Source organism: Pseudomonas sp. ok272 (assembly GCF_900109995.1).
Lineage (GTDB): Bacteria > Pseudomonadota > Gammaproteobacteria > Pseudomonadales > Pseudomonadaceae > Aquipseudomonas.
Window position 1 is genome coordinate 14,430 of the sequence record NZ_FOCB01000012.1, and the last position, 25,794, is coordinate 40,223.

Consider the following 25,794-nt stretch of genomic DNA (forward strand, 5'->3'; position numbering starts at 1 on the left):
CCCTTGCGGGCAACGGCGCTGAATCCCAGGGGATTGGGCGCGAACGGCTATTTCAATCGGGTAATACGGTGGGGCATCCCATGTCACGTCTCAGGGCACTGTTACTGATCTGCCTGCTTGGCAGCCTGGGATCGGTGCATGCCGCGCCTGCGCCGCCGCCGCATTGGAGCGTCGGCTACCACGCGATGAGCTTCCTCGATCCGCTGGACCTGCAACCGATGCGCGCCATCGCCTTTTATCCCTCGACCGGCATCGAACACGCCAGCAAGGTCGACGGCTACCTGATCCAGGCCACCGAAGACGCCCGCGTCGCCATTGGCCGCTACCCGATCCTGATGCTGTCCCACGGCAACACCGGCACGCCGCTGGCCTTGCACGACCTGGCCACGTCGCTGGCGCGCAAGGGCTTTGTGGTGGTGGCCGTGATCCATCCCGGCGATAACGCCCAGGACCACAGTCGCTTGAACACCCTGAGTAACCTGTATGGGCGGCCGATCCAGATCTCCGAAGCGATCACGGCGACCCTGTCCGACCCGATGCTGTCGCCCTTTGTCGACGCCGAGCAGGTCGGGGTAATCGGTTATTCGGCGGGGGGCGAGACCGCGTTGATCCTGTCCGGTGCCACGCCCGACCTGGACCGCCTGCGCCGCTATTGCCAGGAGCGTCCGGACGACCGCGACGCCTGTAACACCCAGGGTGAATTGATCGTCGACCGCGATGACTTGCAACCGGTGGCCGACCCGCGGGTACATGCGTTGATGTTGCTGGCGCCGTTGAGCCTCAAGTTCGGCCGGCAGACCTTGGCCGGTGTGCATGTCCCGGTCCTGCTGTACAGCGGCGATGGTGACACGCTGGTGGCCGTCGATAAGAACGCCGAGGCCTTGGCGCGCAAGTTGCCCGTGCCCCCGGACTTCAAGCTGTTGGCCGGCGCCGGGCACTTTGTGTTCATGGCGCCGTGTACCGAGGAGCAATTGCACGCGATGCCGGCGTTGTGTACTGATGCCGATGGTGTTGATCGCGAGGATATTCACCGGCATTTGATCAATGAAGCCGGGCGTTTCTTCTCTCAGGCCCTGACCAAGCCGAACCGGGCAGGGATGCAGACGGTGGATCAGTAGGTGTGGGAGCAACTGTCTTAGCCATGCCGCTTGTCACCGCCATCGCGAGCAAGAATCTGGGTTGAGCCCGTAGGAGCGAGGCTTGCCCGCGAACCGGCCAGCCCATTCAACATCGATGTCGTCAGGCTTACCGCTTTCGCGGGCAGGCCCGCTCCCACAAGGAATCCGGGCCTGACACGGGATGTGTGTTCGCCGTGGACCAGGGTGGGCGTGGGCTTGTCGGATCGCCGCACCGTCGCGAAGGTGGCCTTCCGGTGATCTGTCTCCTGTGGATGTATCCAGGTCCACTGTGGGAGACACACTGTGGGAGCGAGCCCGCTCGCGAAGGCGGCCACATTGCCGGCCAATCTCTTGCTGATGCACCTCAATCCCTTTGGGAGCGAGACCGGCTTGCCGGCGAAAACGGCCCTTCGCTCGACCCATGTCTAGCCACCGGACACCGCTCTCGGCGGCTCCAGGTCCTGGCTGAATGCTAAGATGGCGACCCAATTCACCCAGGGCCCGCCACGCGCCATGTCGGAAAAAGACACCATCTCCATTCACTTGGTACGCGAAGCCCTGCTGCAGGGATGTGCGCCAGGTGCTGTCAGCGCTCAAGTGCTGCAAAAGGTTGGGATTGACCCAGGGGTGCTCGACGTGGCCGAGGCCCGGGTGCCGGCCGCTGCGTATGCCAAATTGTGGCGTCTGCTGGCCCGGCGTGGCGATGATGAGTTTTTTGGCATGGACCCGCGCCGGCTCAAGTCCGGCAGTCTGGCGTTCCTGTGCCAATGCGCGATGGCCCAGCCGACCCTGGCGGCGGGGCTGGTGGCGGGCCTGGGGTTTTTGTCGTTGATGCTCGAACGCCTGCCCGCGCAACTGGTTCGCCAGCAGAGCCTGGCGGAGATTGTCCTGCTTGAAGACGCCGCGCCGCGCCGCGCGTTTACCTATTTCACCTACTGGATGATTGTCCATGGGGTGGCGTGCTGGCTGGCGGGGCGGCGGATTCCGATCCTGGCCATCGAGTTGCGCTGCGCCGAGCCGGACTTCTGCGATGACTACAAGGTGATGTTCTCCGAGAACCTGCGCTTTGACCGGCCCCGCACCCGGATGATTTTTGCCGCCGATTGCCTCGATCTGCCGATCAAGCGCAGCACGGATGAACTCAAGCGTTTCCTGGCCCATGCGCCGGCCAATATCCTGGTCAAGTACCGCGATCCGCAGAGCCTGGCGAACCGGATCAAGCACGACTTGCGCCATCTGAACGCCGAGCACTGGCCGGAAACCGAGCGCCTGGCCCAGCAGTTGTGCATGTCGGCGTCGACCCTGCGCCGGCGCCTGGCGGAAGAAGGGCAGACCTATCAGGGCTTGAAGGACAGCGTGCGCAAGGAGCTGGCGATTGTCTGGCTGGCCGAGCCGGCCATCAGTTTCAGCGAGATCGCCACCCGCCTGGGGTTTGCCGATACCAGTTCGTTCTACAAGGCGTTTCGCAAGTGGTCGGGGTCCAATCCCGGGCATTACCGGGCCTTGATTCTCAGTGAGGTTGGCTGATTCAGCGGCTGGGTTCTTCGCCTGCAAGCCGGTCTCGCTGCCACTGTGAACGGCAATCCCCTGTAGGCGCGAGGCTTGCCCGCGAAGAGGCCCACCCAGCCAGCACAACACCTGACGCTTGGCCAAACCAGTCAAGCAACTTGAAAGCTTTGACCATTGTCCCCCGCGCCCCGCAGCGCCAGTATTTCGCGGATTCTCGAGGTTCCCCCACGCCAATAAAAAGTACAGAGGGATGCTGGTCATGCGCGATTACGGGTCTGCGACTTCACAGTTCAACTATCAGCACACCGTCGATGCGACGCTTGCCGGCTCGTTGACGGCGCTCAACGCGTGCGTCGAGTGCTGCGACCGGCATGCCTTGCCCGGGCGTATTGCCTTGTTCTGGGAGGGTCGCGATGGCGCCGACGCCACCTATACCTTCAGTGAGCTGCAGGACCAGGCCGCGCGCTTTGCCAACTTCCTCAAGGCCCAGGGCGTGAAGCCGGGCGACAAGGTCGCGGGCCTGTTGCCGCGCAATGTCGAGCTGCTGATTGTGGTGCTCGCCACCTGGCGCCTCGGCGCGGTCTACCAGCCGTTGTTTACCGCGTTCGGCCCCAAGGCCATCGAGCACCGCCTGGGCAGCTCCGGCGCCACCGTGGTGGTGACCGATGGGGTGAACCGACCCAAGCTCGCCGAAGTCGCCGGTTGTCCCACGGTCGTCACCGTCGGCGGGCCGAAGGGGCAGGGCATCGTGCGGGGCGACTTCAGCTTCTGGGCCGAACTGGCCCAATACTCCAATCAATGCGAGCCGGTGCTGTTGACGGGCGACGACCCGTTCCTGCTGATGTTCACCTCGGGCACCACCGGCCCGGCGAAAGCCTTGTCGGTGCCGCTCAAGGCCATCGTTGCGTTCCAGGGCTACACCCGCGATGCCGTGGACCTGCGCCCCGAAGACGCGTTCTGGAACCTCGCCGATCCGGGCTGGGCCTACGGCATCTACTTCGGCGTGACGGGCCCCTTGTCCATGGGCCATCCCATCACTTTCTACGATGGCCCGTTCACCCTCGAAAGCACCTGCCGGGTGATCAACAAATACGCGATCAGCAACCTCACCGGCTCACCGACCGCGTACCGGCTGTTGATTGCCGGTGGCGAGGCGTTCGCCCGCTCGATCAAGGGCCGGCTGCGGATTGTCAGCAGCGCCGGCGAGCCGTTGAACCCGGAAGTGATCCGCTGGTTCGCCGACAACCTGGACGTGGTGATCCACGACCACTACGGCCAGACCGAACTGGGCATGGTGCTGTGCAACCACCACGGCCTGGCGCACTCGGTGCACGTCGGCGCGGCGGGCTTCGCTTCGCCGGGGCACCGGATCGTGGTGCTCGACGATGCCTGTAACGAACTGCCGGCCGGCGAGCCGGGCATCCTCGCCATCGATCGCAGCCAGTCACCGATGTGCTGGTTCGCCGGCTATGAAGGCGCGCCGACCAAGGCGTTTGTCGGTAACTACTACCTCAGTGGTGACACCGTGGAGCTGAACCCGGACGGCAGCATCAGTTTTGTCGGGCGCAGCGATGACGTGATCACCACCTCCGGCTACCGCGTGGGGCCGTTCGATGTGGAAAGCGCGCTGATCGAGCACCCGTCGGTGGTGGAAGCCGCCGTGGTCGGCAAGCCTGACCCGGAGCGCACCGAGTTGGTGAAGGCGTTCGTGGTGCTCGGCGCGCAGTACCGCGCCTCGCCGGAGTTGGCTGAGGAGCTGCGCCAACACGTGCGCAAGCGTCTGGCGGCGCACTCGTATCCCCGTGAAATCGAATTTGTCAGTGACTTGCCCAAGACCCCGAGCGGCAAGTTGCAGCGCTTTATCTTGCGCAACCAGGAAATCGCCAAGGCCCAAGAGGCCGCGGTCGACAAGACTTCCGCTTGAACCCAAGGACACCATGATGCAGATCCAGAACAAGGTTTTTATCGTTACCGGCGGCGCGTCAGGCTTGGGCGCGGCCACCGCTGAGCTGTTGGTCGGCGCCGGCGCCAAGGTGATGCTGGTTGACCTCAACGCCGAGGCCGTCGCGGCCCAGGCCCAGCGGATTGGCGCCCGAAGCGTAGTGGCCGACATCGCCAACGAAGACGCCGCCCAGGCGGCCGTCGAGGCAACGGTGGCAGCCTTTGGCGGCCTGAACGGGTTGGTCAACTGCGCCGGGATCGTGCGCGGCGAGAAGATCCTCGGCAAGAACGGTCCGCATCTGTTGGCCAGCTTTAGCCAGGTGATCAACGTCAACCTGATCGGCAGCTTCAACATGCTGCGCCTGGCCGCCGCGGCCATCGCGCAAACTGACGCCGATGCGCAGGGCGAGCGCGGGGTGATCATCAACACCGCTTCGGCGGCTGCCTACGACGGGCAGATCGGCCAGGCGGCCTACGCGGCGTCCAAGGGCGCGATTGTCAGCCTGACCTTGCCCGCCGCCCGTGAACTGGCGCGCTTTGGTATCCGCGTGATGACCATCGCCCCCGGCATCTTCGAAACCCCGATGATGGCCGGCATGCCCCAGGAAGTCCGCGATTCCCTGGCCGCCGGCGTACCGTTCCCACCGCGCCTGGGCAAAGCATCCGAGTACGCCGCGCTGGTCAGGCATATCATTGAGAACAGCATGCTCAACGGCGAGGTGATCCGTCTCGACGGCGCCTTGCGCATGGCCGCCAAGTAAGGAGTTTTGATCATGAGCCACGCCAACGATCCGATTGTCATTGTCAGCGCCGTCCGCACGCCCATGGGCGGTTTCCAGGGCGACCTCAAGAGCCTGACCGCGCCGCAACTGGGCGCCGCCGCGATCCGCGCCGCCGTCGAGCGTGCCGGCATCGCCCCAGAGGCGGTGGAAGAAGTGCTGTTCGGTTGCGTGCTGCCCGCCGGCCTCGGCCAGGCCCCGGCCCGCCAGGCTGCGCTGGGTGCCGGGCTGGACAAGTCGACCCGCTGCACCACCCTGAACAAGATGTGCGGCTCGGGCATGGAGGCCACGATGCTGGCCCACGACATGCTGCTGGCCGGCAGCGCCGATGTGGTAGTGGCCGGCGGCATGGAAAGCATGACCAACGCCCCGTACCTGCTGGACCGCGCCCGTGGCGGCTACCGCATGGGCCACGGCAAGGTCATCGACCATATGTTCCTCGATGGCCTGGAAGACGCCTACGACAAGGGCCGCCTGATGGGCACCTTCGCCGAGGACTGCGCGCAAGATCACGGTTTCAGCCGTGAAGCCCAGGACGCCTTCGCCATCGCCTCCACCACTCGCGCCCAGCAAGCGATCAAGGACGGCAGCTTTAAGGCCGAGATCGTGCCGCTGACGGTGACGGTCGGTAAAGAGCAGAAGCTCATCACCGATGACGAACAACCGCCCAAGGCCCGGCTGGACAAGATCACCAGCCTCAAGCCGGCGTTCCGCGACGGTGGTACGGTGACCGCCGCCAACGCCAGCTCGATTTCCGACGGCGCCGCTGCCTTGCTGCTGATGCGCCGCAGTGAAGCCGAAAAACGCGGGCTCAAGCCCCTGGCGGTGATCCACGGTCACGCCGCCTTTGCCGACACGCCCAGCCTGTTCCCGGTGGCGCCGGTCGGGGCGATCAAGCGCTTGATGAAGAAGACCGGCTGGACCCTGGATCAGGTCGAGCTGTTCGAGATCAACGAAGCGTTCGCGGTGGTCAGCCTGGTGACGATGGCCCAGTTGGAGATCCCCCACGCCAAGGTCAACGTGCATGGCGGCGCCTGCGCCCTGGGCCACCCGATTGGCGCCTCCGGTGCGCGGATCCTGGTGACCTTGCTCTCGGCCCTGCGCCAGAAAGGCCTGAAACGCGGCGTCGCGGCGATCTGCATCGGCGGCGGCGAAGCCACAGCCATGGCGGTTGAGTGCCTGTACTAACAGGACGCGATCCAAGGTGGGAGCGGGCTTGCTCGCGAAAGCGGTGTACCCGTCAACACGGATATCGACTGACAGGTTGCATTCGCGAGCAAGCCCGCTCCCACCCTTTGACCTGCATTATTTTTTAGGACTGCCCATGCTCCCCAACGACGAACAACAACAGATCCGCGAAGCCGCCCGGCAGTTTGCCCAGGAGCGCTTGAAACCCTTTGCGGCCGAGTGGGACCGCGAGCATCGCTTCCCCCGGGAAGCCATCGGCGAGATGGCCGACCTCGGCTTCTTCGGCATGCTGGTGCCGGAGCAGTGGGGCGGGTGCGACACCGGCTACCTGGCCTACGCCATGGCCCTGGAAGAAATCGCTGCCGGGGACGGCGCCTGCTCAACCATCATGAGCGTGCACAACTCGGTGGGTTGCGTGCCGATCCTCAAGTACGGCACCGAGGAGCAGAAACAACGTTTCCTCACGCCACTGGCCAGCGGCGCCATGCTCGGCGCCTTCGCCCTGACCGAGCCCCAGGCCGGTTCCGACGCCAGCGGCCTGAAGACCCGAGCCCGCCGCGACGGTGACCATTACGTGCTCAATGGCTGCAAGCAGTTCATCACCTCCGGGCAAAACGCCGGGGTGGTGATCGTGTTCGCGGTGACCGATCCGGCGGCGGGCAAGCGCGGCATCAGCGCCTTTATCGTGCCCACCGACTCCCCGGGCTATAAGGTCGCTCGGGTTGAAGACAAGCTCGGCCAGCATGCGTCCGACACCTGCCAGATCCTGTTCGAGGACGTGAAGGTGCCGGTAGCCAATCGGCTGGGCGAGGAGGGCGAGGGCTACAAGATCGCCCTGGCCAACCTGGAAGGTGGCCGCGTGGGCATTGCGGCGCAATCGGTGGGCATGGCCCGCGCCGCGTTCGAGGCGGCCCGTGACTACGCCCGTGAACGGGAAAGCTTCGGCAAACCGATCATCGAGCACCAGGCCGTGGCCTTTCGCCTGGCGGACATGGCCACCCAGATTGCGGTCGCCCGGCAAATGGTGCATTACGCTGCCGCCCTGCGCGACAGCGGCCAGCCGGCGCTGGTGCAAGCCTCGATGGCCAAGCTGTTTGCCTCGGAGATGGCGGAGAAAGTCTGCTCGTCTGCCTTGCAAACCCTCGGCGGTTACGGTTATCTCAGCGACTTCCCGTTGGAGCGGATCTACCGCGACGTGCGGGTTTGCCAGATCTATGAAGGCACCAGTGATATTCAGCGCATGGTCATTTCGCGCAATCTTTGAGAAGGAACGCTTGAACATGAGTTACCAAACCATTTTGTTGGAAGTCCAGGGCCGCGTAGGCCTGATCACCCTGAACCGGCCACAGGCGCTCAATGCCCTGAACGCGCAGATTGTCAGCGAACTGAACCACGCCCTCGACGGCCTGGAAGCCGATCCGCAGATTGGCTGTATCGTCCTGACCGGCTCGAAAAAAGCCTTCGCCGCCGGTGCCGACATCAAGGAAATGGCCGAGCTGAGCTATCCGCAGATCTACCTCGACGACCTGTTCAGCGACAGCGACCGAGTGGCCAACCGCCGCAAGCCGATCATCGCCGCGGTCAACGGCTTTGCCCTGGGCGGCGGTTGTGAGCTGGCGCTGATGTGCGACTTCATCCTGGCGGGCGAAAACGCCAAGTTCGGCCAGCCGGAAATCAACCTCGGCGTGCTGCCGGGCATGGGCGGCACCCAGCGCCTGACCCGTGCGGTGGGCAAGGCCAAGGCCATGGAAATGTGCCTCAGCGGGCGCCTGATCGATGCCGTGGAAGCTGAGCGTTGCGGCATTGTGGCGCGCATCGTGCCGTCGGATGAGTTGTTGGATGAGGCGCTGAAAGTCGCGGCCCTGATCGCCAGCAAGTCGCTGCCGATTGTGATGATGACCAAGGAAAGCGTGAACCGCGCCTTTGAAGTCAGCCTGTCCGAAGGCGTGCGCTTCGAGCGCCGGGTGTTCCATGCCGCGTTCGCCACCCAGGATCAGAAGGAAGGCATGGCGGCGTTCATTGCCAAGCGTCCGGCTGAGTTTGTCGGTAAGTGATGTAGCGCCCCTACTGACGCCATCGCGAGCAAGCCCGCTCCCACAAGGTCCTGCGGGTGCACACCAACCGCGTGTACGACCCAAAACACTGTGGGAGCGGGCTTGCCCGCGAAGGCGGCATGTCTGGCGCCATAACCGGCGCCTGACACACCCTTTTCGCGAGCAGGCTCGCTCCCACAAGGTCCTGCGGGTGCACACCAAACGCGTGTACGACCCAAAACACTGTGGGAGCGGGCCTGCCCGCGAAGGCGGCATGTCTGGCGCCATAACCGGTGCCTGACACACCCTTTTCGCGAGCAGGCTCGCTCCCACATGGTGCTCAGTGAGCACCAAATCGATGATCCTCTGTGGGCGCGAGCACGGGCCCCCGTAGGAGCGAGGCTTGCCCGCGAAGCGATTAAAGGTAGTGCTTCAGTTCCCGGGCAATCACCATCCGCTGGATCTCGCTCGACCCTTCATAGATCTGGGTGATTCGCGCATCGCGGTAGTAGCGTTCCACCGGGTAATCCTCCAGGTAGCCATAGCCGCCGTGGATCTGCATCGCCGATGAACAGACCTTTTCCGCCATCTCGGAGGCAAACAGCTTGGCTTGCGAGGCCTCCGACAGGCAGGGCTTGCCGGCGCTGCGCAGGCGGGCGGCGTGGAGGATCAGCAGGCGGCTGGCGTTGATGCGTGTGTGCATGTCGGCCAGCAGGTTGGCGATGCTCTGGTGTTCGATGATCGGCTTGTCGAACTGCACCCGTTCACGGGCGTAGGTCAGCGCGGCCTCGAACGCCGCACGGGCAATGCCCAGCGCCTGGGCGGCGATGCCGATGCGCCCGCCTTCGAGGTTGGACAGGGCAATCGCCAGGCCCTTGCCCCGTTCGCCCAGCAGGTTGGCCTCGGGAATCGTGCAGTTGCTCAAGGTCACCGCACAGGTGTCGGACGCGCGGATGCCCATTTTGTGTTCGGTGCGGTCGACGATGAAGCCTGGGGTGTCGGTGGGCACCAGGAACGCCGACAGGCCTTTCTTGCCCAGGTGCGGGTCGGTGACGGCGAACACGATGGCCAGCTTGGCGCGCTTGCCGTTGCTGACGAACTGCTTGGCGCCGTTGATCACCCATTGTCCGTCGCGCAACTCGGCGCGGGTACGCAGGTTGTGGGCTTCGGAGCCGGCCTGGGGTTCGGTCAGGCAAAAACAGCCGATGGCCTTGCCGCTGGCCAGGTCCGCGAGCCAGGTGTGCTTTTGCGCGTCGCTGCCATAGTTGAGCACCGGCCCGCAGCCCACCGAGTTATGGATGCTCATGAACGCGCCTGTCGCGCCATCGCCGGCGGAGATCTCTTCCACGGCCAGGGCGTAGGCCACGTAGTCGACGTAGGTGCCACCCCATTCCTCGGGGACGACCATCCCCAGCAGGCCCAGTTCACCCATCTTCGCCACCAGGGCGTCGTCGATCCAGCCGGCCTTTTCCCAGGCGTGTGCGTGGGGCGCGATTTCGCCGCGGGCAAAGTCGCGGGCCATGTCGCGGATCATCACTTGTTCTTCAGTCAGCTCGATATCGTGCATGGCTCAGCTCCCGCTCTGTTCAAAACCGTCGAAGAAGCTTGCCACGTGCCTGGCGTCCAGCGCCTGTACGGTGGGCGGATTCCAGCGCGGGGCCTTGTCCTTGTCGATGAGCAAGGCACGCACGCCTTCGATCAGGTCGCCACGCTCGAACCATTGACGGTCCAGGTGCAGCTCCAGGGCAAAACAGTGTTCCAACGGCAGTTGCCGACCGCGGCGCAGCATCTCCAGGGTGACCGCCATCGCCAGGGGCGAGCGACTCTCCAGCAGGTCCGCGGTGGCCAGCGCCCAGTCGTGGCTGTCGGCGACCGTCACGCTGCGCAGTTGCTCAACGATACTCGGTACATCGGGCAGGGCGAAGAAATGGTCGATGGCCGGGCGCAATGCATCCAGCGGGGCGTTGGGCAGTTGCTGCACGGCCATTTTCGCCAGCAGGCCTTGCAGGTCCTTGAGCGGGGTGTCGTGCCATACGAGCTGATCGAGGCCCTGGTCCAGTTCGGCCAGCTTGGCGCTGTCCAGGTACCAGTCGGCCAGGCCGCAGTACAGGGCGTCGGCGGCGCGAACCTGCACGCCGCTGACCCCCAGGTAAATCCCCAGTTCGCCAGGGATGCGTGACAGGAAGTAGCTGCCGCCGACATCCGGGAAGTAACCGATGCCCACTTCCGGCATCGCCAGGCGGCTGCGCTCGGTGACGACCCGCAGGTCGGCGCCCTGTACCAGGCCCATGCCGCCACCGAGGACATAGCCGTCCATCAGCGCCAGTACGGGTTTACGGTAATGGTGGATGGCCAGGTCGAGGGCGTACTCCTCGACGAAGAACGTTTCATGCAGCGTGTCGCCGCTTTTGAAGCTGTCGTAGAGCGAGCGGATGTCGCCACCGGCACAGAACGCCTTCTCACCCGCGCCACGCAGGACCACCGCGTGCACCTCGGGGTCCTTGGCCCAGGCGTCCAACTGCTGGTGCAGATGGCGGACCATCTCCAGGGTCAGGGCGTTGAGCCCGGCGGGACGATTGAGGGTCAGGTGGCCGATGTGATTGCGTACCTGGGTCAGTACGTCATTGGCTGCGGCGTCAGCGCCGTGGACAGCCTGGGATGAAACCTGAGCAGTCATCACTAACTCCCTGCTTTTATTGTTCTTTAAAGGTGTTCGCACGCGAACGATCCCGGATCGTAACAGCGCAAATTTGCGATGTACAACCGGGATAGATGCAGGTCTGGTGTGCATTTTTGCAGTGAAGATGTTGCCCGTGCCGAGCTTAAGTGAACAGCATTAGCTGCTACAGGGGGGGCTTTGGTCGGCGTGGCCTAGCGCTCAACCCGCTCGGCCAGCACTTGGCCGATGCTGCGGCGCCTGGCGTGCAGTTCGCTGGCGTGGATCAACTGTTCGAGGTCTTCGGGGGTGACATCGAAAAACGCCTGCATGTCCGCCAGGGCCAGCTTGAGGTCCTCGGCCGTGATCGCGTGGGGGTCCATGGGCCGTTGCTCCGCGGGCACCATGGGCACCGGCTCGCTGGGCCCCTTGGGGTAGCGGACCCGCGTCAGGTTGTTGTACGCCAGGGCAGACAACAGCAACACGGCGGCGGCGAGCATCACCGGGCCCAGGACCCGCCAGTCCAGGGCGACGGTCGTCGGGTCCGCCAACACCAGCAGCAAGCCCAACGCCCCGGCCGGTGGATGCAGGCAGCGTAGCCAGCACATCAATATCAGGCCAAGGCCGGCCGCCAGGCAGGCGCTGCCCAGGGTGCGACCGATCAGGTGGGCCACCAGCAACGCCATCACGCTCGCGCACAGATACCCACCGAGGATCGACCAGGGTTGTGCCAGGGCCCCGGATGACACCGCAAACAGCAGCACCGCCGAGGCGCCCAGTGGGCCGATCAGGTGCAGGGCGATGTCCATGCCAAAGACCTGGGCGCAGAGCCAGACGCTGAGCAGGGTGCCCAGGGACATACCGATGGCGGCGCGACTCCATTCGCTGGGGCGGGTGTTGATGGCGGCGGGGATCCAGCGTTCAAGCATGACAGGCAGGGTTCCGGGACAAAGGGCAGGCAAAAAGAAGGGCTCGTCTGGGTGAGCAGAAAGCCCTTTAACGGTTCCAACATTTGGGGGAGGAACGGCGCGCAGTGTGCCGAGCAAACGATCCACTTACAAATTCATATTAATGCGCTTTAAGTTCACTAATTTTGATGCTTGATGACGCGACGCCCACTGAAAAAACACAGGGCGCCACCCATGGCGGCCAGCGCGGCCAGCGCATAGAACATGCTGGCGGCCGGGGTGTGGGCCAGCAGGAAGCCACAAATCACCGGGCTGGCCGCGCCGCCCAGGGCGGCGAGGTTTTGCGCGCCGTAGTAGCTGCCACGCAGTGGCTCGGGCGCCAGGGTGTCGACGAACAGGAACTCGGCCGGGTAGATGATCATCTCGCCCAGGGTGAAGATGAACATCGCCAGGCACCAGTGCACCAGGTTCTGGGCAAGGCTGAAGCCGATCAGCCCGACAATGAACAGGGCCGTCCCCAGCGCAATCCAGTAGCGCAGGTGTTCGCGCTTGAGGAGGCGGCCGACCTGATACTGCAACACGATGACGGTGATCGCGTTGCAGGCCATGATCGCGGCCATGGTTTGCAGGGCGACGGCTTCGTCCTGAGTGACCAGCAGGTATTGCGACAGGTACAGGGTGAAACGGCCATGGACCACGGTGCTGAGCAAGCAGCCGACGGTGAACAGGATGAGCGTGCGGTCGCTCTTGAGGGTGACCAGGGTCTTGATGAAGGACGCCGGCGCGGGGCCGGCCGCGTTCTTGGCGGTCTTGGGCAGCGTGGTGAGGGCACACATGCTCAATAGCGCAATCACCCCGGACACCAGAAATGGCGCTTGAGTCTGCGCTCCGGCAATCGTCACGCCGAGCATCGGGCCGAAGGAGTAGCCAATATTGCTCAGGGTGTAGTTCAACGAGAAGGCCTTGGCGCGCTGGGCCACCGGCAGGTGCTCGCTGAGCATCGCCTTGGAGCCGATCAGGAACAACGCCGTGGCGGTCTCCGTGACGATCAGGGTCAAGGTGGCCAGGTACAGGTTGTGGGCGAAACTCAGTAGCACCATGCCGATGGCGGTCGAGAGCATGCTCAGCACCAGCAGGCGGCGCTTGTCCAGCCGGTCGACGATGTAACCGCCGTACAGCGCCAGCAGCGTCGCGGTGAAGACGCAGATGCCCAGCAACAGGCCAACGTCCTGGGTATCCAGGCCCAGTTGCCGGCTGAGGAACAGGGTCAGCAGCGGGCTGATCAGGGCCCGGCTGATGACCATGGTCAGGGAGCTGAGCAGCAGCCTGCGAATCAGGGGCGAGTAAGTGGCCACGGGCGTGTCGATGTCCTTATCCGAATCAGTGGTCAGTGTGCACAGGCGGTTGGGGTTTGTCTTGGGCGGATGGGGGATTATTGACTGACCTGGCGCCATCGCCGACAAGCCAGTCTCGCTCCCGCAGGAATCTGGGTTGAGCCCGTAGGAGCGAGGCTTGCCCGCGAAGAGGCCAGCCCATTCAACATCGATGTCGCCAGGCTTACCGCCTTCGCGGGCAAGCCTTAATGCCAGTCAGTTAAGCGAAACCCACGTGGGAGCGAGCCTGCTCGCGATAGCAGTAGGTCAGTCAACGGAGATGTTGGCTGTGTTGCCGTCTTCGCGAGCAGGCTCGCTCCCACAGGTTTGGCGCCTTAACTGACTGGCATTAGGGCAAGCCTCGCTCCTACAAGGCGTTGAGCTGCACCCCGGATGTGTGTTCGCCGTGGACCAGGGTGGGAGCGAGCCTGCTCGCGAAAACGGCAGGCCCCGGTGGTTCACGGCAAGCGCAGCAGCACGTAGCGGTCTTTATCGAAGTTGCCGACCAGCGCCGGTTGCAGCGTGCCCAGGGGTGACGACTTCAGGGCCTGGAACTGGCTGTCGTCCATGATCAGCCACACCGGTCCCGCCAGGGCTTGCAGGTCCTGCAGCGAATGGGTGAACTGCGGTTGCAGGTCCTGGTCGAGGTTGACCATGAACTTGATGGCCTTGGCGTCCTTGCCCATGGCATGCAGCACCACGGGGGCCGGGTCCTTCTGGATCAGCGCGAAGGCGGCGCGGCTGAAGGTGCGGGTGTCGTACAGGGCGTGCTGCACCGGCTCGAACACCAGGATGTAGGCCGACCACACCCCGAGCACGGCGCTGAATGCCAGGCCCACGGCGCGCACGCGGGGCTTGAACAGCATCCCCAGTGCGATGACCTGCAACACGCCGAGCACGACCATCACCGCCGTGACAGAACCGAGGTACTCGGGAAAGCGCCGCTTGGCCACCACTAAACCCACGATCAACAGCCCCGGCAGCAGCAGCCACAACGCTTGCATCAGTACGCGCAGCCCCTGCAGCGCCCGGCCTTGGGCGCCTTGGAACGGGTATGCCGCGATGATCGCCGCCATGGGCAGCATCGGTAGCATGTAGCGGGCTTTTTTCGCCATGGGGATCGACAAGCCGATCATGATGATCAGTCCGGCTGCGGTGCACAACGCCAGCAGGCGCAGTGCCGGCCCGCGGTCTTTGCGCCCCACCAGCAGCACCACGGCCAGTACCAGCACCGCCAGTGGATAGGCCAGCGCATAGTTGCCCATGGAACTGGTGAAGTAATACAGCGTGTCACTCGCGCCTTCGCGGCCATCCAGGCGGCCCATGAACTGCATGCGGATCACGTCCTGGACGAAGGTCTCGCCGCCACTGACCTTGGCCAGCCAGAGCAGCAGGCCGATCCCGGCGGCCAGCAACACGGCCGCCAGCACCCCGAACACGATCATCCGTCGCCACTGCCCCGTGAGCAGGTAATAGCTGCACAGCACGCCCGTCGGCACCACCAGGCCAATCGGCCCGCGAATCGCGAAGCCCAGCACCAGCAGCGCGAGAATCAATGGCAGGCGGCGCGGTGCCTGGAAGTGGTCGGCGGCATAGCCCAGGTAGAACACCGAGAAGGTCACGGCCGCGACCATCTGGTCGAGGGACACGGCGCGGGTTTCGGTGATGAAGGTGTTGGACAGCAGCAGCAGGGCGATGCTGATCAGCGCCCAGGTCCGGGAGTAGGGCGCGACCAGGCGGTACATCAGTGTCACGATCACGGCCGAGGCCAGTGCGCTGGGTAGCCAGGCGGTCAATGCGTTGACCTGGCCGAACGGCAGCGACAGCAGCCAGGTAAAGACGGTCGACGTCGCCCAGTAGTCGGCGTAGGGCTGGCCATAGGTGGTGGGGAAGAATCCCGGCCCATGGCGCAGCATTTCCTCGGCAAACAGCACGAAGCGGGTATCGAAGCCAATCGCGGTCTGCTGGTAGACCCCGGCGCAAAACAGCAACAGCGCCAGCACGCCCAAGGCGAGCGAATGCTGGGCAATCCTTGTCGATGAAGATGGGGACACGCAGCCTCCTAGGCGACGACGGTTGGGGATAGCCCTTGTGGGTGCTGGGAAACCGGCAGGTTGTGGGATTCACCACGGCCCATCGGAAAGTAGGTGAAGCCGGCCCGCGCCATGCGCTCGGTGTCGTAGAGGTTGCGACCGTCAAAGATCACCGGGGCCTTGAGGCGCGACTCGATGATCTTGAAGTCCGGGGCCTTGAACTGCTGCCATTCGGTGCAGACGATCAAGGCATCCGCGCCCACGAGGGCTGCTTCCGGGGTCCCCATCAGCGACAGGTTCGGCTGGTCTGGGTACAGGCGTTGGGTTTCCTGCATGGCTTCAGGGTCAAACGCCCGCACTTGCGCACCGGCGGCCCACAGGGCCTCCATCAACACCCGGCTTGGGGCGTCGCGCATGTCGTCGGTGTTGGGCTTGAAGGCCAGGCCCCACAGGGCGAAGGTCTTGCCCCGCAGGTCACCCTTGTAGAACGCGTTGATGCGCTCGAACAGCTTGTGCTTCTGGCGCTGGTTGATCGCTTCGACCGCTTGCAGCAGGTCGCTGGAGCAGTTGGCAGCCTGGGCGCTATGGATCAGCGCACGCATGTCCTTGGGGAAGCACGAGCCGCCATAGCCGCAACCCGGGTAGATGAAGTGGTAGCCGATGCGTTGGTCCGCACCGATGCCCATGCGTACGGCTTCGATGTCGGCGCCCAGGTGTTCGGCCAGTTCGGCGATCTGGTTGATGAAGCTGATCTTGGTGGCCAGCATGCAGTTGGCGGCGTACTTGGTCAGTTCGGCGCTGCGCAGGTCCATGAAGATGATGCGGTCGTGGTTGCGGTTGAAAGGCGCGTAGAGATCACGCATGACCTCGCGCACTTCTTCGCGCTCGCAGCCGATCACGATGCGGTCCGGACGACGGCAGTCGGCGACCGCCGAGCCTTCCTTGAGGAATTCGGGGTTGGAGACGATATCGAACTCAAGGTGCCGACCGGCGCTGTCCAGGGCTTGCTGGATGTACGCGCACAGGGTGTCGCCGGTGCCGACCGGGACGGTGGACTTCTCCACCAGGATCAACGGTTCGACCCGGTGACGGGCAACCGCATCGCCCACCGACAACACATACTTGAGGTCAGCCGAGCCATCTTCATCCGACGGCGTGCCCACGGCGATGAACAGCACCTGGCCGTGCTCGATGGCCATTTTCTCGTCACTGGTGAACTGCAAGCGTCCGCTTTCCAGGTTCTCCTTGACCATGGTCTCAAGACCGGGCTCGAAGATGGTGACGTGGCCCTTTTGCAGCAACTTGATCTTGTTCTGATCGACGTCCATGCACACAACGTCGTGACCGACTTCGGCCAGGACAGTTGCTTGAACCAGGCCTACATAACCGCTACCAATTACGCTGATTTTCATACGGAGTCTCGAGGACAAGGTGTACGTGATGAGTTGATGGTGATCACCCCCAGCATGACCAATGCCACGCCCAGGGTTTTGTACAAACTGAACGATTCGTTGAACAGCGGCAGGCTGGCCGCCAGCAGGTACACCAGCGCGTAGCTGATGCTCAACAGTGAGTAAGCGCGGCCCAGTGGCAGGTCCCGCAGGGCCATCAACCAGCACAGCATTGACAGCGCGTAGGCGAAGATCGACAGCATGACCACACCCAGTGCCAGCCAATCCACCGTGCCGTTGCCCAGGGCCGCCAGCCACTGATCCGGCTGGGGCAGGTGGCTCATGCTCCAGCGCATGCCCAGTTGGGCGCTACTGACCAGTAGCACGCTGCCCATGGCAAAACCGATTCCACGACGCGGGTTCATGCGTGACGCCCCAATAGCACGACACCGGCAATCACCAGCGCCACACCGATCCAGTGCCGGCGATCGATCGTTTCATGGAACACGAAGCGGGCCACCAGGGTGATCAGCACAAAGTTGAGGCTGAGCATTGGGTAGGCGATCCCGACTTCCAGGCGCTGCAACACCAGCAACCAGACCAGCAGGCCCACGCCCAGGCTGGCCAGGGCCAACCACAACCAGGGCGAGCGCAATTTCGTGGCCCAGCCCGAGTCCACCCCGCGCCAGCTTTCAACGGCGTACTTTTGGGCGACCTGGCCCAGGCAGGTGAGCAGGCACGCGCCCAGCAACAAGGCCCAGGTCATGGCGCGCTCTGCGGGATGATCAGGATGACCATGTTGCCGCGCTCGTAACGCTTGCCCTCGTTGGGCAGCAGTTCGACTTCGCGCACTTCATCGTCGCCCTTGACCCGCATCACCACGCCTACCGGGCCGCTCTTGCGTGCTTCGCTCATCCATTGCTGGACGTGCTCGGTGTCGACGCGGCGTGCGGCGGCATCCGGGTAGGACAGGCCGTACTTCACTTCGCCGATGGTGTTGTAGAGCGCCACCTGCGGACGTTGCAGGCGCCAGGCCAGGGCCGAGGCGGCGCCCAGGTCGTTGCTCAACAGGCTCTTGGCCTGGCTCAGTTCGTCGAGGTGTTCCAGGACAAACTGGTCCGGCGTCTTGTTGTACACCGTCGCATGAGGCAGGGCGGCCGGCAGGATCGCCACCAGCAACAGGCTGCCAATGGCCGGTGCGGCCCAGGCACTCCGCGGCCGTACAAGCTGCATCAGGTTGGCCAGGATCCAGCCCATGATCACGATGAACACCAGCACCAGGCTGCCCAGCTCATCGACGTACACCGGCTTTTTCAGTTGCAGGTAGACAATCGCCAGCAGCGTCAGCAGGCCGATGGCCAGGTTCAGTCCGCCATTGACCTTGAACAACCGGGTTTGACCCTGGTTCAGGCGGTCGACGAGGGTGTTGGCCATCAGCAGTACCAGCGGGAGCAGGCACGGCAGGATGTACGCCGGCAGTTTGCCTTTGCTCAGGCTGAAGAATGCCAGCGGCAGGACCAGCCACAGCAGCAGGAAGCCAGTGCTGCCTTGGCGGCGCTTATCCCAGGCCTGTTTGAGCGCGGTCGGCAGGAACGCCACCCAAGGCAAGCTGAAAGCCACCAGCAGCGGCAGGTAGAACCACCAGGGCGAGGCGTGTTGGGCGTCGTCGCCGGCAAAGCGACGAATGTGTTCATGCCAGAAGAAGAACCGCCAGTAGTCAGGCTCCTGGGCATGGACCGCCAGTGCCCACGGCAAGCTGATGACCACCGCGACGGCGACGGCCAGTGGTCCGTAGACCAGCAGTTCACGCCAGCGCTTTTGCCAGATCATGTAGGGCAGGGCGATCAGCACCGGCAGCAACCAGGCGAGAAAGCCCTTGGTCATGAAGCCCATCGCGCAGGCCAGGCCCAACACCGCCCAACTGATCAGCCGGCCGCCGCGGGTGCGGCTGTCCAGGGCAAACCACAGGGCGACGAAACTCAAGTTGACCCAGAAAGTGAACTGCGGATCGAGGTTGCCATAGCCACCCAGCGCGGCGACCACCGCCAGACTCATGTAGAGCAGCGCACTGGCGATGCTTTTGCGGGGGTCGTTCCACAGGCGGCGGGCGATCAGGTAGGCCAGGACGATGCTCAGGCCGGTGGCGAGTGCCGAGGCAATCCGCACGCCGAACAGGTTGTCACCGAACACCGCCTGGCCGATGGCGAACATCCAGTAGCCGGCAACGGGCTTCTCGAAGTAGCGCAGGCCCATGAAGTGCGGCGCCACCCAGTTGCCGCTCAGGAGCATTTCCTGGCTGATCTGGGCGTAGCGGGTTTCATCCGGGATCCACAGGCCATGGGTGCCCAACGGCGCCAGGTAGGCCAGGGCGAAGGCGATCAACAATAAGGGCAAGGCCCAGCGCTTACTCATGTGCCTTGCACTCCCAGCCAGCCTTCACGGCCTTCGAGGGCACCGCGCAGCACACGGCCGGCAGGCAAGCTGCTCGGGTCGGCGGGCAGCAGCGCGCCCAGCGGCTGGAACTTGATGTCACGCGTGCGCGCATCCACCAGCAATTGACGGAAATGGTCTGCCATCAGAATCCCTTCTACCTCGGCATGGATGGTGTAGACGTTCAGTTTCGAGGGACTGAACCGGTCCAGAATGTAGGCGTTGAAAGCATCGGCGGAGACCACCGGACCCACCACTTCATCGAAGGTCGGCAAGTCGACCGGAATCTGTGGTGCGCCAAGCGCGCCGTTCGCCAGTCGCGGCACAAACAGGCTTTGCCCACGACAATCACTGTTGTAGCGAAAGCCAAAACGCTCCTTGGCTTCGATGACGCGCTCATCCGCTCGCCAGCCGGCAGACGCCGAACAGTCAATGGATTGGCCGAGGATATCGCTGAGGGTGTCGACCCCCCGGCGCATCTGTTCGCACAACTGCGCATCGCTCCAGCGCCCGGCATTGGCCTGCCAGCCATGGTGATCCCAGGCGTGCAGGCCGACTTCGTGGCCGGCAGCGGCAGCCTGGCGCATCAAGTGCCCGAGGTCGCGGCCAATGGGTTTGCCCGGCCAGGCGGTGCCGGCCAGCAGAATGTCCCAGCCGTACAGGCCGGCAGCATTGGAACGCAGCATCTTCCAGAGAAATTGGGGGCGGATCAGGCGCCACAAGTGGCGCCCCATGTTGTCCGGGCCGACGCTGAAGAAAAACGTCGCCTTGACCTGTGCTTCATCGAGCATTTCCAACAGCCGGGGCACCCCCTCGCGGGTGCCTCGGTAGGTGTCGACATCGATGCGTAGACCTGCCTGCATTAGCGCTTGTCCGCGATTTCGAGCATGGCCTCGCGCAAGAAGAAGTCCAGCGTGTTGCCGATGGTCTCGCTCATTTCCACGGTGGGCTCCCAGTTCAGCAGGCGCTTGGCGTTCTGGATGCTTGGCTTGCGGTGTTCCACGTCCTGGTAACCGGCACCGTAGAACGCCTTGCTCTCGACATCGCGGAAACCGGCGAACGGCGGGAAGTTGGCGCGCAGTGGGTGGGCTTCGAACTGACGCAGCAGCTCTTCGCCCAACTGACGGATGCTGGCTTCGTTGTCCGGGTTGCCGATGTTGATGATCTGGCCGTTGCAGGCGTCGTTGTCGTTGTCGACGATGCGTGCCAGGGCTTCGATGCCGTCGGCGATGTCGGTGAAGCAACGCTTCTGCTCACCCCCGTCGAACAGGCGGATGGGCGTACCTTCCACCAGGTTGAGGATCAACTGGGTGATAGCGCGCGAGCTGCCGATACGGGCCGAGTCCAGGCGGTCCAGGCGTGGGCCCATCCAGTTGAACGGACGGAACAGGGTGAAGTTCAGGCCCTTGGCGCCGTAGGCCCAGATCACGCGGTCCAGCAGTTGCTTGGAGACCGAGTAGATCCAGCGCTGCTTGTTGATCGGCCCGACGATCAGGTTCGAGGTGTCTTCGTCGAAGTTCTTGTCCTGGCACATGCCATACACTTCGGAGGTCGACGGGAAGATCACGCGCTTGTTGTACTTGACGCAGTAGCGCACCAGCTTCAGGTTTTCTTCGAAGTCCAGCTCGAACACGCGCAACGGGTTGCGGGTGTATTCGATCGGGGTGGCGATGGCCACCAGCGGCAGGACCACGTCGCACTTCTTGATGTGGTACTCGATCCACTCGGAGTGGATGCTGATGTCGCCTTCCACGTAGTGGAAGTTGGGGTGGCTGCGCAGGCGCTCGATGGCGTCGGAACCGATGTCCAGGCCATACACGTCGTACTTGCCGTCGCGCAGCAGGCGCTCGGACAGGTGGTTGCCGATGAAGCCGTTGACGCCGAGGATCAGCACGCGGGTGCGACGCGGGGCGCGGCCCGATTCAGCGCCACGCAGTACGGAGCCATCGACCAGGCCCAGTTCGGCCGCCAGTTGCGGACCGCGCAGGAACAGGCCGTTGTCGTTGCGTTGGCCCGAGGTGATCACCAGCGAGTCTTCGCCACAGGCGATGCGCAGCGGATCGACGCTGATCACCCGGCCTGGAGCCAGGCCTTCATTGCCCTTGGCGACTTCGGCGCTCCAGACAATCAGCTTGTGCTCGCCCACGGCGCAGAATGCCCCGGGGTAGGGTTGAGTCACCGCGCGAACCAGGTTGAACAGGGTTTCGGCAGGCTTGTTCCACAGCAGCTTGCCATCGGCAGGGGTGCGACGGCCGTATACGCTGGCCTTGGATTCGTCCTGGGCAGTCTCGGTGATCTTGCCCTCGATCAGTTGCGGCAGGGTGTCGCGCAGCAGGTTGCTGGCCGCGTCGCGCAGCTTGCCGTGCAGGGTCAGGGCGGTGTCGGAGCGCTCGATGGCCACGCGTTGCTGGGCCACGATGGCGCCGGCATCGGCACGCTTGACCATGCGGTGCAGGGTCACGCCGGTTTCTTTCTCACCGTTCACCAGCACCCAGTTCGCCGGGGCGCGACCGCGGTAGGTCGGCAGCAGGGAACCGTGCAGGTTGAACGCGCCTTTGCGGGCAACGGCCAGCAGGGGTTCGGTCAGCAGGTTGCGGTAGTAGAACGAGAACAGGTAGTCGGGGTTGAGCTTGGCAATGCGCTCGATCCACAGCGGGTGGTTGGCGTCTTCCGGTGCGTGCACCGCAATGCCTTTATGGGCACAGAGTTGGGCGACCGAGCCGTAGAAGGTGTTTTCCTTCGGATCGTCGGCGTGGGTGAACACGGCAGCAATCTCGATGCCTGCGTTGAGCAGTGCTTCGATGCCTGCACAGCCAATATCGTGGTAGGCGAAAACAACGGCTTTAGAACTCATGGCGAAACCTGATCAGTAGTGGTGGAAGGCAGACCGTCGACAATGACAACGGGAGCAGGGGTAGCGGGGTCGTTGCGTAAGACTTTTTCGATGAAGAACCGTGGGCGGGCCCGGACGTCGCCGTACATGCGGCCCAGGTACTCACCCAGCAGGCCCATGCCGATGAACTGGCCACCGGTGAACACGAACAGCACCGCGAACAGGACGAAGGTGCCACCGCCTGCCCACTGGGCACCGAAGGCCAGGCGCAGGACGACCAGCAAGACCGCGAACAGGGCGCCCAGCGCTGCCATGCTGAAACCGATGATGCTCAGCAGGCGCAGCGGGGTGGTGGTCATGCACGTGATCAAGTCGAACATCAGGTTGATCAGGCGCATCGGGCTGTATTTGGAGTCACCGTGCTCGCGCTCGGCGTGCTGCACCAGGATCTCGGTGGTGTGACGGGCAAAGCTGTTGGCCAGGATCGGGATGAAGGTGCTGCGCTCGCGGCAGGCCAGCATTGCGTCGACCACGGTGCGGCGGTAGGCGCGCAGCATGCAGCCATAGTCGCTCATGGCCACGCCGGTGGAGCGCTGCACGGCCATGTTGATCAGTTTCGAGGGGTAGCGACGCAAGGCCGAGTCCTGGCGATTGTTACGCACCGTGGCGACCACGTCGTAGCCCAGCTCCGCTTGTTCGACCAGGCGCGGGATTTCTTCCGGCGGGTTCTGCAGGTCGGCGTCGAGGGTGATCACCACGTCGCCCTTGCACTGCTCGAAGCCGGCCATGATTGCCGCGTGCTGGCCATAGTTGCGGTTGAGGATGACGGCGACAATATGGCTGCCTTCGCGCGCCGCGGCGTCTTCGAGTTGCTGCGCCGAGCTGTCGCGGCTGCCGTCGTCGACCAGGACGATTTCATAGGCTTGCTTGAGCTGCTTGCAGGCCGCTTCAGTGCGGCGCAGCAGTTCCGGCAGGCTTTGTTCTTCGTTGTAGACCGGGATGACGATCGACACGCAATTAATCGGATAAGGCTTCAATGGCTTGGGTCCAGGATTTGTTCAATGGCACCAACGACGCGCTCGACGTCATTGGTCGTCATGTCAGGGAACAGCGGTATCGAACACAGGCGTGCCGAGTTCCATTCGGTATTGGGCAGGTGGACGCCCGGGAAGCGTTGACGGTAATAGGTGTGCAGGTGCGTGGCGATGAAGTGAATGCCGGTGCCGATGTTTTGCTCCTGCAAGGCTTTCATGAAGGCCTCGCGGTCCATGCCGCAGCGTTGTTCGTCGATGCGCAGGATGAACAGGTGCCAGGCGTGCTGTTGCGGGTAGGCCGGTACGCTCAGTGGCTGCACGGGCAGGCCTTCGAAGCGTTGCAGATAGGCCTGGGCAAGCTCGGTGCGCTTGGCGTTGATCGCGTCCAGGCGCTGCAACTGCACCAGGGCAATGGCAGCGTTGATGTCGGCCAGGTTGTACTTGAACCCGGGCTCGATCACCTGGGCCTGGGGCTTGCGACCGCCAGTCAAGCGGTCGTAGGCGTCGACACCCAGGCCGTGGAACTTGAGCATGCGCACCCGATCCGCGAGTTTCTGGTCGTCGGTGACGAACATCGCCCCTTCGGCGCAGGTCATGTTCTTGATCGCATGGAACGAAAAGATCGCCGTGCCCTGGGCACCGATAGCGCGCCCGCGATAGCGAGTGCCGGCAGCGTGGGCGGCGTCTTCGATCACGGCGATCCCGTGTTTGTCGGCCAGGGCGTACAGCGGATCGAGGTCGAAGGCGGCACCGGCATAGTGCACCGGGATGATGGCCTTGGTCCGTGGGGTGATCGCGGCCTCAATCGTCGCGGCGTCGGTCATCAACGTGTCGCGATCGACATCGACGAACACCGGCGTGGCCCCGAGCAGGCAGATCATGTTGGCAGTGGAGACCCAGGTCTGGGACGGTGTAATCACCTCATCGCCGGGGCCGATGCCCAATGCCAGCAGGGTGATGTGCATGCCGCCCGTGGCCGAGGACAAGGCAACTGCATGCTTGCAACCGACGTAGGCGGCGAACTGTTGCTCAAGTTCCTGGTTTTTGGGTCCGGTAGTAATCCAGCCCGAGCGCAGTACTTGCTCGACGGCAGCCATCTCCTCGTCGCCAATCGTGGGACGTGAGAAGGGGAGAAAAGCCTGGTTCATGTGGACCTCGGGTCAGTAAGTAGCAACAACCGCTATAACCTTTGAATGAGCACCAAGCCGGGCTTGCGCGCATCCTCCATGACAGCGTAGTTCAATAAACCAAAACCATATCAATCTGTTAGCCTGCAAATGTGAACCAATACATCAATTGGTGCTGCTCGGCGGGGTTGGCAGGGTGGAACCGTTCGAGTGACTCAATACAGATGCGCAGAGATTAAGCGCGAAAATGTGAAAGCGACATGAAAAAGCAGTGTCCGAATTGTTTTAGTTAATCTTTTACAGCAACTGTTCAGGCTTTCTACCCGAGCACAGAGATCTGGGAAAACGCTTGCGTGCTACATAGGGTGTTAGTAATGAAAACAATTCCAGTTACGCTGTTCGACCGTTAATAGGCTTGAATCCAAAGCAGTGCCCTGTTGACCCACTTTAAAGGCTCCTTCAGCGTGTTCGAGTTACCTGATACACACCAATCGCCTGCCCGCCAGCCCAATCCCCTGAGCCTGTACCTGATGCGCCTGGCACCGTCGAGCCAGTCCACCATGCGCTATGTGCTTCAGGATGCGGCCGATCGCCTGGGTTTTGATGAGCTGAATATAGAAGAGATTCCCTGGCATGCATTGCAACCTGAGGATGTGATCGCCCTGGTGGCGACGTTGCGCCGCGACGGGTATGCGCCCAACACCTCTTCCTTGTACGTCAACGCCGTGCGCGGGGTGATGAACGAAGCCTGGCGCATGAGCTTGATCAGCCAGGAACACCTGTTGAAAATGCGCTCGGTCAAGGGCATCGCGGGCACGCGGCTGTCCCAGGGCCGCAACCTCAAGCGCACACTGATCCACGACTTGATGGCGGTGTGCGACGCCGACCCGCGCCCCCAGGGCCTGCGGGATGCTGCAATCATCGCGATGTTGTATGGTTCAGGGATGCGCAAGTCCGAGTCGGTCAACCTGGACCTGGCGCAAGTCGACTTTGCCGAGCGCAGTTTGCAGGTGACAGGCAAGGGCAATAAGCAGTTGATCAAGTACGCCCCGAGCTGGGCGTTCGCCAAGCTGCAGGCCTGGCTTGAGCTGCGGCGCTCGATGTTGGCGCCGGGGCAGGCGGACGATGGTTTCCTGTTCAATCGCATTCGCCGGGGCAGTCATATCACCCGCGAGCGCATCACCAAGCATGCGATCTACTACATCGCCCGGCAACGCGGCGCCCAGGTCGGGGTGAAAATCATGCCCCATGATTTTCGTCGCTCGTTCATCACCCGGGTGATCGAAGAGCACGACCTGTCGATTGCGCAGAAGCTGGCGCACCACAGCAATATCCAGACCACCGCCAGCTACGACGTGCGTGACGACAACGAGCGGCGCCGGGCAGTGGATCGGTTTGATCTTTGATTTAAAATCATTAATAAACAATGAATTATATAGTA

Annotated in this window: 21 protein-coding genes; 8 read left to right on the forward strand and 13 right to left on the reverse strand. The window is 63.5% G+C overall.

What is annotated here, in order from left to right; genetic code table 11:
• Positions 1–80: 80 nt before the first annotated feature.
• From BMW74_RS17330 to BMW74_RS17360, 7 genes are all read left to right on the forward strand, one after another.
• Positions 81–1,118, forward strand: a complete 1,038-nt coding sequence (locus BMW74_RS17330) for an alpha/beta hydrolase family protein (RefSeq protein ID WP_093424089.1) — start codon at positions 81–83, stop codon at positions 1,116–1,118.
• Positions 1,119–1,631: 513 nt separating this feature from the next.
• Positions 1,632–2,645, forward strand: a complete 1,014-nt coding sequence (locus tag BMW74_RS17335; RefSeq protein ID WP_093424611.1) for an AraC family transcriptional regulator — start codon at positions 1,632–1,634, stop codon at positions 2,643–2,645.
• 241 nt (positions 2,646–2,886) lie between these two features.
• On the forward strand, positions 2,887–4,551 hold the full coding sequence (locus BMW74_RS17340) for an AMP-binding protein (RefSeq protein ID WP_093424614.1): 1,665 nt from the start codon (positions 2,887–2,889) through the stop codon (positions 4,549–4,551).
• A 16-nt stretch (positions 4,552–4,567) separates the two neighbouring features.
• Positions 4,568–5,329 carry an SDR family NAD(P)-dependent oxidoreductase gene (locus BMW74_RS17345; protein ID WP_093424092.1) on the forward strand — a complete coding sequence of 254 codons (762 nt, stop codon included), beginning with the start codon at positions 4,568–4,570 and terminating at the stop codon, positions 5,327–5,329.
• Between the two features lie 12 nt (positions 5,330–5,341).
• Entirely contained in the window at positions 5,342–6,535 is a 1,194-nt protein-coding gene (locus tag BMW74_RS17350; protein ID WP_093424095.1) for an acetyl-CoA C-acyltransferase, read from the forward strand.
• Between the two features lie 136 nt (positions 6,536–6,671).
• Positions 6,672–7,799, forward strand: a complete 1,128-nt coding sequence (locus BMW74_RS17355; protein ID WP_093424099.1) for an acyl-CoA dehydrogenase — start codon at positions 6,672–6,674, stop codon at positions 7,797–7,799.
• Positions 7,800–7,815: 16 nt separating this feature from the next.
• Complete coding sequence (locus BMW74_RS17360; protein WP_093424102.1) at positions 7,816–8,589, forward strand: enoyl-CoA hydratase; 774 nt, start codon at positions 7,816–7,818, stop codon at positions 8,587–8,589.
• 397 nt (positions 8,590–8,986) lie between these two features.
• Here the strand turns inward: BMW74_RS17360 and BMW74_RS17365 are convergent, their stop codons facing one another.
• The 13 genes from BMW74_RS17365 to arnB form a co-directional block, all read right to left on the reverse strand.
• The gene (locus BMW74_RS17365; RefSeq protein WP_093424106.1) at positions 8,987–10,135 is read right to left on the reverse strand and encodes an acyl-CoA dehydrogenase family protein; all 1,149 of its coding nucleotides are present in this window, start codon (positions 10,133–10,135) and stop codon (positions 8,987–8,989) included.
• 3 nt (positions 10,136–10,138) lie between these two features.
• Positions 10,139–11,245, reverse strand: coding sequence for an enoyl-CoA hydratase/isomerase family protein (locus tag BMW74_RS17370; RefSeq protein ID WP_093424109.1), 1,107 nt, complete (start codon positions 11,243–11,245; stop codon positions 10,139–10,141).
• Between the two features lie 194 nt (positions 11,246–11,439).
• Positions 11,440–12,153 (reverse strand): HPP family protein, encoded by a 714-nt coding sequence (locus BMW74_RS17375; RefSeq protein ID WP_093424112.1) that lies wholly within the window; start codon positions 12,151–12,153, stop codon positions 11,440–11,442.
• 158 nt (positions 12,154–12,311) lie between these two features.
• Positions 12,312–13,487 (reverse strand): MFS transporter, encoded by a 1,176-nt coding sequence (locus tag BMW74_RS17380; RefSeq protein ID WP_093424116.1) that lies wholly within the window; start codon positions 13,485–13,487, stop codon positions 12,312–12,314.
• Positions 13,488–13,963: 476 nt separating this feature from the next.
• Complete coding sequence (locus BMW74_RS17385; RefSeq protein ID WP_093424119.1) at positions 13,964–15,559, reverse strand: glycosyltransferase family 39 protein; 1,596 nt, start codon at positions 15,557–15,559, stop codon at positions 13,964–13,966.
• Between the two features lie 8 nt (positions 15,560–15,567).
• Entirely contained in the window at positions 15,568–16,950 is a 1,383-nt protein-coding gene (locus BMW74_RS17390; protein ID WP_093424123.1) for a UDP-glucose dehydrogenase family protein, read from the reverse strand.
• Positions 16,947–17,354 (reverse strand): 4-amino-4-deoxy-L-arabinose-phosphoundecaprenol flippase subunit ArnF, encoded by a 408-nt coding sequence (gene arnF / locus BMW74_RS17395; protein WP_093424128.1) that lies wholly within the window; start codon positions 17,352–17,354, stop codon positions 16,947–16,949. Before arnF ends, BMW74_RS17390 begins: the two co-directional genes overlap by 4 nt.
• Entirely contained in the window at positions 17,351–17,695 is a 345-nt protein-coding gene (gene arnE, locus BMW74_RS17400) for a 4-amino-4-deoxy-L-arabinose-phosphoundecaprenol flippase subunit ArnE (protein ID WP_093424133.1), read from the reverse strand. Before arnE ends, arnF begins: the two co-directional genes overlap by 4 nt.
• The gene (gene arnT / locus BMW74_RS17405) at positions 17,692–19,341 is read right to left on the reverse strand and encodes a lipid IV(A) 4-amino-4-deoxy-L-arabinosyltransferase (protein ID WP_093424138.1); all 1,650 of its coding nucleotides are present in this window, start codon (positions 19,339–19,341) and stop codon (positions 17,692–17,694) included. Before arnT ends, arnE begins: the two co-directional genes overlap by 4 nt.
• On the reverse strand, positions 19,338–20,222 hold the full coding sequence (arnD, locus tag BMW74_RS17410) for a 4-deoxy-4-formamido-L-arabinose-phosphoundecaprenol deformylase (protein WP_093424142.1): 885 nt from the start codon (positions 20,220–20,222) through the stop codon (positions 19,338–19,340). The genes arnT and arnD overlap by 4 nt, the downstream gene beginning before the upstream one ends.
• Positions 20,222–22,213 (reverse strand): bifunctional UDP-4-amino-4-deoxy-L-arabinose formyltransferase/UDP-glucuronic acid oxidase ArnA, encoded by a 1,992-nt coding sequence (gene arnA / locus BMW74_RS17415; protein WP_093424146.1) that lies wholly within the window; start codon positions 22,211–22,213, stop codon positions 20,222–20,224. Before arnA ends, arnD begins: the two co-directional genes overlap by 1 nt.
• Positions 22,210–23,229, reverse strand: a complete 1,020-nt coding sequence (arnC, locus tag BMW74_RS17420) for an undecaprenyl-phosphate 4-deoxy-4-formamido-L-arabinose transferase (RefSeq protein WP_093424150.1) — start codon at positions 23,227–23,229, stop codon at positions 22,210–22,212. The genes arnA and arnC overlap by 4 nt, the downstream gene beginning before the upstream one ends.
• On the reverse strand, positions 23,226–24,374 hold the full coding sequence (gene arnB, locus BMW74_RS17425; RefSeq protein WP_093424153.1) for a UDP-4-amino-4-deoxy-L-arabinose aminotransferase: 1,149 nt from the start codon (positions 24,372–24,374) through the stop codon (positions 23,226–23,228). Before arnB ends, arnC begins: the two co-directional genes overlap by 4 nt.
• 509 nt (positions 24,375–24,883) lie before the next feature.
• Here arnB and xerC point away from each other — a divergent pair.
• On the forward strand, positions 24,884–25,759 hold the full coding sequence (gene xerC, locus BMW74_RS17430; RefSeq protein WP_175479251.1) for a site-specific integrase: 876 nt from the start codon (positions 24,884–24,886) through the stop codon (positions 25,757–25,759).
• The last annotated feature ends 35 nt before the right edge of the window (positions 25,760–25,794 follow it).

Bases quoted from the DNA above. Each gene is read 5' to 3' on its own strand.
- arnT (WP_093424138.1), bottom strand. From the start codon at position 19,341: ATGAGTAAGCGCTGGGCCTTGCCCTTATTGTTGATCGCCTTCGCCCTG.
- arnE (WP_093424133.1), bottom strand. From the start codon at position 17,695: ATGACCTGGGCCTTGTTGCTGGGCGCGTGCCTGCTCACCTGCCTGGGC.
- BMW74_RS17340 (WP_093424614.1), top strand. From the start codon at position 2,887: ATGCGCGATTACGGGTCTGCGACTTCACAGTTCAACTATCAGCACACC.
- BMW74_RS17335 (WP_093424611.1), top strand. From the start codon at position 1,632: ATGTCGGAAAAAGACACCATCTCCATTCACTTGGTACGCGAAGCCCTG.
- arnA (WP_093424146.1), bottom strand. From the start codon at position 22,213: ATGAGTTCTAAAGCCGTTGTTTTCGCCTACCACGATATTGGCTGTGCA.
- arnD (WP_093424142.1), bottom strand. From the start codon at position 20,222: ATGCAGGCAGGTCTACGCATCGATGTCGACACCTACCGAGGCACCCGC.
- BMW74_RS17370 (WP_093424109.1), bottom strand. From the start codon at position 11,245: ATGACTGCTCAGGTTTCATCCCAGGCTGTCCACGGCGCTGACGCCGCA.
- xerC (WP_175479251.1), top strand. From the start codon at position 24,884: ATGCGCCTGGCACCGTCGAGCCAGTCCACCATGCGCTATGTGCTTCAG.
- BMW74_RS17375 (WP_093424112.1), bottom strand. From the start codon at position 12,153: ATGCTTGAACGCTGGATCCCCGCCGCCATCAACACCCGCCCCAGCGAA.
- BMW74_RS17355 (WP_093424099.1), top strand. From the start codon at position 6,672: ATGCTCCCCAACGACGAACAACAACAGATCCGCGAAGCCGCCCGGCAG.
- arnB (WP_093424153.1), bottom strand. From the start codon at position 24,374: ATGAACCAGGCTTTTCTCCCCTTCTCACGTCCCACGATTGGCGACGAG.
- BMW74_RS17360 (WP_093424102.1), top strand. From the start codon at position 7,816: ATGAGTTACCAAACCATTTTGTTGGAAGTCCAGGGCCGCGTAGGCCTG.
- BMW74_RS17330 (WP_093424089.1), top strand. From the start codon at position 81: ATGTCACGTCTCAGGGCACTGTTACTGATCTGCCTGCTTGGCAGCCTG.
- arnF (WP_093424128.1), bottom strand. From the start codon at position 17,354: ATGAACCCGCGTCGTGGAATCGGTTTTGCCATGGGCAGCGTGCTACTG.
- BMW74_RS17390 (WP_093424123.1), bottom strand. From the start codon at position 16,950: ATGAAAATCAGCGTAATTGGTAGCGGTTATGTAGGCCTGGTTCAAGCA.
- BMW74_RS17345 (WP_093424092.1), top strand. From the start codon at position 4,568: ATGCAGATCCAGAACAAGGTTTTTATCGTTACCGGCGGCGCGTCAGGC.
- BMW74_RS17350 (WP_093424095.1), top strand. From the start codon at position 5,342: ATGAGCCACGCCAACGATCCGATTGTCATTGTCAGCGCCGTCCGCACG.
- BMW74_RS17365 (WP_093424106.1), bottom strand. From the start codon at position 10,135: ATGCACGATATCGAGCTGACTGAAGAACAAGTGATGATCCGCGACATG.